The sequence below is a fragment of the Nocardiopsis lucentensis DSM 44048 genome (assembly GCF_000341125.1).
Taxonomy (GTDB): domain Bacteria; phylum Actinomycetota; class Actinomycetes; order Streptosporangiales; family Streptosporangiaceae; genus Nocardiopsis; species Nocardiopsis lucentensis.
Map to the genome: position 1 here is coordinate 1 of NZ_ANBC01000097.1, position 10,061 is coordinate 10,061.

At 72.9% G+C, this 10,061-nt stretch carries 12 protein-coding genes; 6 read left to right on the top strand and 6 right to left on the bottom strand.

What is annotated here, in order from left to right:
• Nucleotides 1-157: 157 nt before the first annotated feature.
• From D471_RS0102990 to D471_RS0103000, 3 genes are all read right to left on the bottom strand, one after another.
• Nucleotides 158-943, bottom strand: a complete 786-nt coding sequence (locus D471_RS0102990) for an SDR family oxidoreductase (protein WP_017597251.1) — start codon at nt 941-943, stop codon at nt 158-160.
• A gap of 81 nt (nt 944-1,024) precedes the next feature.
• Entirely contained in the window at nt 1,025-1,930 is a 906-nt protein-coding gene (locus tag D471_RS0102995; protein WP_017597252.1) for a pyridoxamine 5'-phosphate oxidase family protein, read from the bottom strand.
• A gap of 69 nt (nt 1,931-1,999) precedes the next feature.
• Nucleotides 2,000-2,446, bottom strand: a complete 447-nt coding sequence (locus tag D471_RS0103000) for a VOC family protein (RefSeq protein WP_040688090.1) — start codon at nt 2,444-2,446, stop codon at nt 2,000-2,002.
• 181 nt (nt 2,447-2,627) lie between these two features.
• Here D471_RS0103000 and D471_RS0103005 point away from each other — a divergent pair, with 181 nt between their 5' ends.
• Nucleotides 2,628-3,182, top strand: a complete 555-nt coding sequence (locus tag D471_RS0103005; protein WP_017597254.1) for a CGNR zinc finger domain-containing protein — start codon at nt 2,628-2,630, stop codon at nt 3,180-3,182.
• A 19-nt stretch (nt 3,183-3,201) separates the two neighbouring features.
• Here the strand turns inward: D471_RS0103005 and D471_RS0103010 are convergent, their stop codons facing one another.
• The gene (locus D471_RS0103010) at nt 3,202-3,489 is read right to left on the bottom strand and encodes a hypothetical protein (protein ID WP_017597255.1); all 288 of its coding nucleotides are present in this window, start codon (nt 3,487-3,489) and stop codon (nt 3,202-3,204) included.
• A gap of 86 nt (nt 3,490-3,575) precedes the next feature.
• The gene (locus tag D471_RS0103015) at nt 3,576-4,571 is read right to left on the bottom strand and encodes an aldo/keto reductase (RefSeq protein ID WP_017597256.1); all 996 of its coding nucleotides are present in this window, start codon (nt 4,569-4,571) and stop codon (nt 3,576-3,578) included.
• Nucleotides 4,572-4,760: 189 nt separating this feature from the next.
• Between D471_RS0103015 and D471_RS40705 the strand changes: the two genes are divergently transcribed.
• Nucleotides 4,761-4,925 (top strand): hypothetical protein, encoded by a 165-nt coding sequence (locus tag D471_RS40705; protein WP_017597257.1) that lies wholly within the window; start codon nt 4,761-4,763, stop codon nt 4,923-4,925.
• An 81-nt stretch (nt 4,926-5,006) separates the two neighbouring features.
• Here D471_RS40705 and D471_RS0103025 read toward each other — a convergent pair whose 3' ends face one another.
• Complete coding sequence (locus tag D471_RS0103025; protein WP_017597258.1) at nt 5,007-5,957, bottom strand: aldo/keto reductase; 951 nt, start codon at nt 5,955-5,957, stop codon at nt 5,007-5,009.
• A 284-nt stretch (nt 5,958-6,241) separates the two neighbouring features.
• Here D471_RS0103025 and D471_RS0103030 point away from each other — a divergent pair, with 284 nt between their 5' ends.
• From D471_RS0103030 to D471_RS32755, 4 genes are all read left to right on the top strand, one after another.
• Entirely contained in the window at nt 6,242-7,123 is an 882-nt protein-coding gene (locus tag D471_RS0103030) for a MetQ/NlpA family ABC transporter substrate-binding protein (RefSeq protein ID WP_017597259.1), read from the top strand.
• Between the two features lie 514 nt (nt 7,124-7,637).
• Nucleotides 7,638-8,687 (top strand): ABC transporter substrate-binding protein, encoded by a 1,050-nt coding sequence (locus D471_RS0103035; RefSeq protein ID WP_026127352.1) that lies wholly within the window; start codon nt 7,638-7,640, stop codon nt 8,685-8,687.
• Nucleotides 8,688-8,695: 8 nt separating this feature from the next.
• Nucleotides 8,696-9,466 carry an ABC transporter ATP-binding protein gene (locus tag D471_RS0103040; protein WP_017597261.1) on the top strand — a complete coding sequence of 257 codons (771 nt, stop codon included), beginning with the start codon at nt 8,696-8,698 and terminating at the stop codon, nt 9,464-9,466.
• A partial coding sequence (locus tag D471_RS32755) for an ABC transporter permease (RefSeq protein ID WP_017597262.1) occupies nt 9,459-10,061 on the top strand: 603 nt, incomplete at its 3' end. The genes D471_RS0103040 and D471_RS32755, both read left to right, overlap by 8 nt.

Genomic DNA, 10,061 nt, shown 5'->3' on the forward strand with positions numbered 1-10,061 from the left:
CTCCGATCCGGGCTCCCGTTCGTCCGCGTCCGCCATCGTGCCCCTCCGTCTCCGTGGCCCAGTGCCGGTTCCAGACAAACACCCGGATGGGCGAACGGAGGGGAGGAAAGCGCTACTTGGTGCACGTTTGCTGGGGATTTCACCTCACCAAGGGCGGTCAGAGCGTGGGGATCAGCCCTCCGTCGACGCGGACCGTCGACCCGGTGACGTAGGCGGCCCGCTCGCTGGCCAGGAAGGCGGCCACCGCTCCGTACTCCTCCGGGTCGCCGTACCGTCCCGCCGGGATGGCGGCCCGCGAGTCGGCCTCGACCTCGGCCAGGGGGCGGCCCTCGCGCTCGGCCCTTGCCCGGTCCAGGGCGTCGGTGCGCGCCGTGGCCACCTTCCCGGGCACGATGACGTTGGCCGTCACCCCGAACGGCGCCAGTTCGCGGGCCACGGTCTTGGACCAGGCGTGCAGAGAGGAACGCAGGGTGTTGGAGACTCCGAGGTTCGGGATCGGCGCGACCGCGCCCGACGAGGTGCTCGTGATGATCCGGCCCCAACGGCGTTCGCGCATGCCGCCCACGACGGTGTCGGTGAGCGCGATGACCGGGAGGACCATCGCCGCGTACTGCTCCTGCCACAGTCGTGTGTCCTGCCCGAGGGCGGGGGTGGGCGGCGGACCGCCGGTGTTGTTGACCAGGATGTCGACCGGTCCCAGTTCCTCGGCCGTGCGCGCGGCGACCTCACCGGCCCGGCCGTGGTCGGACAGGTCCCAGACCGTTCCCGTGGCGCGGACGCCGAGTTCGGCGCAGGCCGTGACGGTGGCCTCCAGCCGCTCCGGGTCACGGCCGGTGACGGCCACGTCGACCCCCCCGGCCGCCAGGGCGACGGCCATGGCGCGGCCGAGCCCGGAGCTGGCGGCGGTGACCAGTGCGACCTTACCGGCGATGCCCAGATCCATGTGTCCTCCCGATCCCTGCTCGTGCTCATCGCATCCTGACAGCCGTCGTCGCGCGGCGCACGTTCCGGGGCGGGGCGCCGGTCAGTCCGCCGTGGCGGCCGCGACCGGCGGGTTGGCGCGGGAGTACTCGGGCGGGCCGGGGGAGAGGAGGCCCGCCCCGGGGCTGGCGACCACCTCCTCCACCGTGAACTCGACCGAGCGCGGGGCGCCGGGGGTGCCGTCCGCCCAGCGGACCCGTGCCGTTCCGGTGATCTGGAGCAGGTCCCCGGTCTCCCAGTCGGGCACGAGGAGCCCGGCCCGGGGGTTGACCCAGAGGTTGCCCAGGGTCATGAACATGGCGTTGCCGGTGTAGTCCGGCCAGCTGAGCAGCTCGGGGGAGTGCACCGTCAGGAACCCCGGGTCGCCGCCCCGGTGGCTGGCGTCGGCCGCCCCCGAGGCACCGGCGGTCGCGACGAAGAACGTGTCCGCCCGCCGCAGGACCTCCTGCTGCGCCCCGGTCAGACGCCCGCCCCTCGTCGGCGCGGCGTCCGCCGTCGTGGAGGGCGTCAGTTCCCGCCGCTGGATGTACTTCGGGCAGTTGGCGTACACCTGGTCGGCCGTGACGCGCAGTCCCTCGGGGGCGAGGCCGCGCGCCGTGCCGTTGACGCGCATGCGGCGTCTGGCCACCGGGTCGAGGGCGATCGCGCCGACCTGGACGGTGCCGTCACGGAGGACCCCGGCCAGGGGGTCGGCGTCGCGGAGCGCCGCGGCGACGTCGACGGTGCGCTCGTCACGCACGCGGAGGAATCCGGGATCCCCGGTGAGCAGCGAGGACCACACACGACCGTCGTGGTCGGCCGCTCCCAGGACGAGCACGCGCTGTGCGGCGAGGAACCGCGCGGCGACGTCGGGGATGGTGGCGCGGATGGACCGGCCCGCGTGATCGGCCGGGTCCGTCAGACCGCTGCGGGCCTGTACGGCTCGCTCCCCCGGGTGGTAGGTGCCCATGCCGTCGTCCTTCTTCCTTGTTCGCGGGGGGCGGCGCCCCGGGGCGGGGCGCCGCGGAATGCGGGTCGATCAGAAGAAACCGCAGGTGGGCGCGGAGGCGACCGGGGCCTTGGTCCCCTCGGCGCCGGTGGGTGCGTAGACCTCCAGCCGGATGCCGTCCGGGTCGTGGAAGAACACGCCCCCGGAGGAGGCGCCCTCGCCGTGCGGGACCACGCCGTCGTAGGCGAACCGGACGTCCGACGCGCGCAGCCGTGCCTCCACCCCGCGTACTTCCTCGACCGTCTCCACCTGGAAGGACAGGTGGTGCAGGCCGGACACGTCCCCTTGGAACGGCTCCGAGGCCTGTCGCCACAGGGTCAGGACGAGTTCGCCGTCCCGGCCGAGGAAGGCGAACTCGCGCCCCTCCTCCGTGCCCCGGCCCATCACCTCGAACTCCAGGGCCAGCGCGTAGAAGTCCACGGACCGCTCGATGTCGGTGACGTTGAGACCCACGTGCCCGGTCTTCACCTCGGTCAGTGCCACAGCACACCTTCTCTCGGGTTCGCCGATCGTTCTAACCGGCTATCTGGATATTAGGGGTTAGATTGCGATGCTGCAACCGATCAAGTGAATTTGAAGGGTTAGGCGGCGTCCTTGGTACGATCCAGACGGCCCCACGCTGACGCGGGCCTGGGACGATGCGCGAGGCGGAAGAGTGATGGCTTCGACGGTCACGAGGCGGCGACCGCTGGTCGGCGAGCCGGTCGCCATGGACCTGCTCAACACCCGGTGGGTCGAGGGGGCGACCCCGCACGACCTGCTCGACGGGATCGACGGTCTGCGCCAGTGGCTGGGCGAGACGGGCCTGGACACGCGGTTCGCCGTCGACGGTCGGACGCTGGAACGGGTGCTGACCACCCGCGACGCCCTGGCCGTGCTCGTGGACGCGCCCGAGGACACCGAGGCGGCCGCGCGGCTCAACGAGGTCCTCGGCCACGGCCTCGTGCGCAGACTGCTGCGCGACGGGATCCCGGCGGCCACCGTCGAGTTCGACGACCCCGCGTGGGGGCCCGCCTGGACCGCGGCCGCCGACTACCTCGACCTGCTCGACGCCCCGGAGCGCATCCGCGGGTGCGCCAACCCCGCCTGCGTCCTCCACTTCTTCGACACGTCCCGGAACGGCACCCGGCGCTGGTGCTCCATGGCCGGGTGCGGCAACCGGGCCAAGGCGGCGCGGCACCACGCGCGCACCCGGTCCGCGGGTGCCCCCTGACCGGTTCCGCGCGGCGCGGTCAGGACCGAGGCCGGTCGGGCGGGCCCGCCCCGGGCGATGGGCCGCCCGGCTCACCGGGATCCTCGCCCGTTTCCCCGGACGAGGCGCCGCCCGATTCCCCGGGCTCCTCCCATCCGGTCGGATAGCGTCGCCCGTCCGGCTCCTCGCTCCAGTCATCCGGAGAGGCGCTTCGCCGGGCGCGGGCCTGTTCGAGGGAGATGACGCCGATGACGACGAGGATCACCACGACCGGGACGGCCAGGGCCACCAGCACGCCGATCAGCCAGCCCAGGGTCGGCCATTCCATGGTCCCTCCTCCCACCGGGGAGACGGGTCCTTCCACTACCCGGCGCCCCGGCGGACAAACGCCGACGGCGGAGCCCGGTGCCCGGCTCAGTCCGCCCGGGCGTGCGGCTCGATCTCGGCGAGTTCGGCGTCGGTGAGGTCCAGCGCGCCCACGGCGGCCACGTCGTCCTCCAACTGGGCGACACCGGTCGCGCCGACCACTGCTGAGGTCACACGTTCGTCGCGCAGCACCCAGGCGAGCGCCATCTGCGCGAGGGTCTGTCCCCGTCGCCCGGCGACGCCCTCCAGGGCGCGGACCCGCTCCCACACGTTCTCGGTGATCGGCTCGCCGGAGGGGAGGGGACGCGCCTCGTCGGGGCGGGAATCCTCCGGTGCGCTCCTCAGGTGGCGGTGGGAGAGCAGCCCCCGCGCCAGGGGCGCGTCGGCGACGCACCCCGTGCCGAGGTCGTCGAGCACCTCCAGCAGACCGTCCTCCGCCCGTCGGTCGAACATGGAGTAGGGCGTCTGGTGCACGAGCATCGGCGTGCCCAGGCGGCGGAGGATCCCGGACGCCCGCCGCGTCAGCTCGGGGGAGTAGCCGGACACCCCCGCGTACAGGGCCTTACCCCGGCGCACGGCCGTGTCCAGGGCGCCCATGGTCTCCTCCAACGGGGTGTCGGGGTCCGGGTGGTCGTGGTGGAAGACGTCCACGTGGTCGAGTCCCAGCCGGGTCAGGCTCCGGTCGAGACCGGCCAGCACCGCCTTCCGGGAACCGCCCCCTCCGTAGGGACCGCGCCACGCGGAGCCCCCCGCCTTGGTCGTGACGACCACCTCGTCCCGGTATCGGCGCAGTTCACGGGTGAGCACGCGGCCAAGGGTCTCCTCGGCGGCTCCGACGGGCGGCCCCTGGGTGCCCGCCACGTCGAAGTGGGTCACACCCAGGTCGAAGGCGCGCAGGAGGACCGCGCGCTGGGCCTCGAACCCCCGGTCCTCCCCGAAGCCGTGCCACAGGCCGAGCGACAGCACCGGAAGATACAGTCCGCTGCGGCCGCACCGGCGCCGCGGCATCGTGTCGTAGCGGGCGGGAGCGGCGACGTAGATCACGAAAAAGGCCCCTGACGTCGGCGGACTCGGGTCGCGGCCATCCTCCCATCACGGCGGCTTTCAGCCGGGGAACCCGGCCGAGGCGGGTCCGGGCTTCACCCCTCCGTCACCGCGCGCGGTTTCCCCGCGGCACCCGGCGGGTAGCTGGATGTACATCCCCGGCCTGACGATCCGGGAGGAGGACGGACCATGCACACCCGTACCCACGGCGCGGTCGAGCGCTATCCCGACCCGATGCCGCCGGACCCGTTCCCCCCGACGCCCGTACCGCCGCCCCCGCCGGACCCGGAGCCCAAGCCTCCCGGCCCGGTTCCCGAACCGCCCGGACCCGAGCCCGAACCCGAACCGGCCTGAGCGCACGGGGCCCGGCCGACGGCCTCGGTCGGCGGCGAGTGTCGGACCCGGTGCGAGGGCGCGCCCCCGCACCGGGCCGCGTCAGGCGGAGGTCTTCGTCAGCCGGTCCGACTCCTCTTCGGTCAGCTTCAGACCGTGGACCGGGAGCAGGCCCTCCAACTGGGCGGTGTCGCGCGCGCTCGCGATCGCCGACACCACGCCCGGCCGGTCGGCCAACCAGGCCAGGGCCACGGATGCCTGGGGCACGCCGTGCTCGGCCGCGATCGCGTCCAGTGCCTCCAGTACGCGTTCACCGCGCGGTCGGTCGAGGTAGGCTCGGGCGCTCCCGGCGCGAGGGCTGTCCACATCCGGGCCGCCGGGGCGGTACTTGCCGGTGAGGAAGCCCCGGGCCAGACCGAAGTAGGGGAGCAGCGCCAGCCCGCGCTCCTGGGCGAGGGGGACCAGGTCGGTCTCGATGCCGCGTTCCATCAGGTTGTAGTGGGGCTGGACGCACACCGGGGCGTGCAGGCCTCGGTCCGCGCAGATGTCCAGCCACTCCCGGATCCGGTCCGGGCTGTGGTTGGACAGGCCGATGTAGCGGATGACGCCCTCGTCGACGAGGGAGGAGAAGGCCTCCGCGCTCTCGGCCAGCGGGGTGTCGCGGTCGTCGAAGTGCGCGTAGTACAGGTCGATGGTCCGCACGCCCAGCCGGTGGAGCGAGGCGTGGGCCGCGGCCCGGACGTTGGCGCGGGACAGGCCGCGGAACTCGGGGTGCTGGCTGACCTTGGTCGCGATGACCAGGTCGTCGGGGCGGCCGCGGGCGGCGAGCCACGCGCCGATGACGGTCTCCGACTCCCCGCCCCGGTGGCCCTCGACCCACGCGGAGTAGACGTCCGCGGTGTCGACGATGGTGCCCCCGGCCGCTGTGTAGGCGTCCAGGACCTGGAACGAGGCGGTCTCGTCCGCGGTCCAACCGAAGACGTTGCCGCCCAGACAGAGCGGGGAGACGTACAGGTCGGAGCGGCCGAGCCTGCGGAGTCTGGTGTCGTTCATGCTCACCGTGTTCGGATAGGAGGTCGGTGGTCGCGGCCAGGTTAGGGCAGCGGGTGAGCCGGAGCCAGGCGTTTTCCGCCGTGCCCGGGGAACCGTGGCGGGCCGTTCGCGTGTGGGGGATCCCACGCTCTGAGCTGGGCGAAACGTAATTTCCTACCAAAAGGGTGGGATAGTCTCGTGCTCGGACGAACCCGCCCGTCGGCGGACTGGTCCCGCGGGCGCCCGGAGCCCCCCTGACCGGCCCCTCCCAGGTCCGCCACCCCATGAGCACGAAGGAGTGCACCATGCGCACGACCCCGACCGTCATCGGCGCCGCAGCCGTCACCCTGGCGCTCGCCGCCTGTGGCGCTCCCAGCGAGCAGGCCGCCAGCGAGGCCGCCGAGGCCGGGGCGCTCCGGATCGGGGTGAGCCCCGTGCCGCACGGCGACATCCTCACCTTCATCGACGAGAACCTCGCCGAGGAGGCCGGGCTGGACCTGGAGATCCAGGAGATCTCCGACTACAACACCCCCAACGCGGCCCTGGCCGAGGGGGAGCTGGACGCCAACTACTTCCAGCACCGCGCCTTCCTCGCCGAATGGCAGGAGAACGGCCCCGACGCCGAGTTCTCCTACGTCACCGACGTGCACATCGAGCGCCTCGGCCTGTACTCCGAGAGCGTCGAGTCCCTGGAGGACCTGCCCGAGGGTGCCGAGATCGCGGTCCCCAACGACCCCGCCAACCTCAACCGCGCCCTGCGCATCCTCGAGGCCGAGGGTCTCGTGACGGTCGATCCGGAGGCCGGGGAGTCCGCCACCGAGAACGACATCACCGACAACCCCCAGGGTCTCGTCGTCATGCCGCTGGAGGCCGCCCAGCTGCCGCGCTCCATCGCCGACGTGGACGCCGCGATCGTCAACGGCAACTACGCGATCGAGGCCGGGCTGACCGAGGACGCCAACGTCCTGGCCTGGGAGCCCGAGGGTGAGGACTACGTCGAGACCTACGCCAACGGCCTGGTGACCCTGGCGGAGAACGCCGAGGACGAGCGGATCCTCCAGCTGGTCGAGCTCCTGCACGACGAGCGGGTCCTGGAGTACGTCGAGAACACCTGGCAGGGCGTCGTCCTGCCCGTCGACGCCGACGGCGCGGTGGTGAAGGACGAGGACGTCGTCGAGACGGATTAGGGACCGTTGCCCGGAGCGGTCGCTCCAGGCGCCCGAACAGAGTGAGTGCCGCGCCGTCAGGCGCCGGTTGAGGGTGTCCGCTCCGCCGCGGAGCGGTCCCTCGGGCGGTGGCGGGCGACGGGCGGGCCGAAGCCAAGCGGCAGGCCCACGACGAACACAGTCCCACAGCGTCCCCGCGAGGGTGGTGGAGCCGGTCGGCTCCACCACCCTCGCGTCGTGTTCGGGGCGGGTCGGCACTCCCGTGCGGGGCGGGTGACACGGATCACTCTCCTGGTGGCGTGGGAGGCGCGTGGTACGGGAGAGTGCGTTCGGTGACCAATGGTCGGGGTGTCGTCCTCGCCAGTGCGCCTGAACTGCGGTTTTCTTCGGTTGTGGGGTTACTCCGGGTGGCCGCGCGCCGTCGTTCGGGCTGGTCGTCGCGGTCCGGGGGCTTCCGCGCCCGGCTTCCACAAAACCTACTTATTAAGTAGAGTTTCGTCAGACCTCGACAGCGGCCGGAAAGGGGCCTCCTCTCATGCGACCGCCCTCGCGCCCGACGGGAGTGCTCGCGGCCTGCCTGGCCCTGGCCATGGCCGTCACCGGCTGTGGGGCGCTCACGGAGGACGACGGCCCCTCCCTGACGCTCGGCTACTTCCCCAACGTCGCCCACGCCCCGGCCATGGTCGGTGTGGAGCGGGGCACCCTGGCCGACGCCCTCGGCGACGGCGTCGACTTCGACACCCGGGTGTTCAACGCGGGGCCGGACGCGATCAACGCCGTCTTCTCCGGGGAGGTCGACGTCGCGTTCGTCGGCCCCAACCCCGCCGTGAACGGCTGGGCCCAGTCCGAGGGGCAGGGGCTGCGCGTCATCGCCGGGGCGGCCTCCGGAGGGGCCGGCCTCGTCACACGCGACGACATCACGAGCGTCGACGACCTGCGCGGCGCCACCGTCGCCAGTCCGCAGCTCGGCAACACCCAGGACGTCGCCCTGCGCGCGTTCGCCGACGAACAGGGGTGGGACGTGGACACGGCCGGAGGCGGCGACCTGTCCATCCTCCCGCAGCCGCCCGCCGAGATCGTGGACGCCTTCGAACTCGGCGAGATCGACGGCGCCTGGCTGCCCGAACCCCACCTGAGCCGTCTGCTCACCCGAGGCGACGCCCACCTGCTCGTCGACGAGGCCGACACCTGGGCCGAGACCGACGGCGCCTTCGTCACCGCACACCTGGTGGTCGGCTCCGAGTTCCTCGCCCGCGAGCCCGACCTGGTCGAGGACCTGCTGCGCGGCCACCTGGAGACCGTCGACTGGATCAACGCCCACCCCGAACGGGCCCGGCGCGTGGCGGGCGACCACCTGGAGGGGCTCACCGGGTCCCGGCTGTCGGACGAGGTCACCGAAGCCGCCTTCGACCGGATCGCCTTCACCGTCGACCCCGTCGCCCCGTCGCTGTTCACCGGGGCCGAGCGGGCCGAGGCCGTCGGCCTGCTCGACCCCGTCGACCTGACCGGAATCTACGCCCTGGACCCGCTCGACGGCCTCCTCGCGGAGGACGGCCGCGACCCGGTCTCCGGGCTGGAAGGCTGATGAGGCCCATGACCACCATCACCGACACCCCGACGCGCGTCAGCGCCGTGGAGGTCGACACGATCTCCAAGGTCTTCGGCGAGGGCGCGGGCTCCGTGACCGCCATCGACGGTATGTCCGTCTCCGTCGGCGAGCACGAGTTCCTGTCCATCGTGGGCGCCTCCGGATGCGGCAAGAGCACCCTGCTCTCCCTGGTGGCCGGGCTGGACCGGCCCACCACCGGCAGCGTGGACACGGCGGGCCACAAGGTGGCGATGATGTTCCAGGAGGCCGCGCTCTTCCCGTGGCTGACCGTGGGCGCCAACATCGAGGTCCCCATGAAGGTCAACGGCCTACCCAAGGCCGAGCGCCGCGAGCGTGTCGCCGAACTCCTGGAACTGGTCCGGCTGACCGGGTTCGCGCGCAAGCGCCCCCACGAGCTCTCCGGCGGCATGCGCCAGCGCGTGGCCATGGCCCGCGCCCTGGCCCAGGACGCGGACGTCCTGCTCATGGACGAGCCCTTCGGCGCCCTGGACGCCATGACCCGCGACATCCTCCACGACGAACTGGAGCGCATCTGGCAGGAGCGGCGGCTCACGGTCCTGTTCGTCACCCACAACGTCCGGGAGGCGGTGCGCCTGGGCGACCGGGTCGTGCTGCTCTCCAGCCGCCCCGGCCGCGTGATCGACGAGTTCCCGGTGGAGGGCGAGCGCCCCCGCCGGATCGACTCGGCGCTGATCGCCGGCCAGGCCGCGGTGATCACCGACCGACTCCGCCAGGAGGTCTCGCGCCATGCCTGACACCGACACCCGGGACCGCCAGGTCCAGGGCCTCGACGCGCTCGAACTCCAGCCCGAGCGCGGCCGACGCGGCGCGGGCGAGGTCGCGCGGCGCGTCTGGTCGGCGGCCTGGCCCAAACTGGCCGCCGTGGCCGTCGTCCTGGTCGCCTGGCAGGCGGTCGTGTGGTCCGGATGGCGGTCGGAGTGGGTCTTTCCCGGGCCGGACCGGGTGCTGCCCGTCCTGTCGCGGGAGGTCACGTCCGCCGAGTTCTGGGAGGCCGTGGGCGTCACCATGCGGCGCGCCCTGACGGGCTTCGCCCTGGCGCTGGTGGTCGGGGTCCTCGTCGGCGTGGCGGTGGCCCAGGTACGCACGCTGCGCGTGGCGATCGGGTCGCTGATCACGGGCCTGCAGACCATGCCGTCCATCGTCTGGTTCCCCTTCGCGATGCTGCTCTACGGCATCAGCGAGTCGGCGATCATGTTCGTGATCATCCTGGGCGCGGCGCCGTCCATCGCGGGCGGCCTGGTCTCCGGCATCGACTACGTGGCGCCGTCGCTGCTGCGGGCCGGGCAGGTGATGGGGCTCCGGGGGGTCCAGCGGTACCGGCTGCTGATC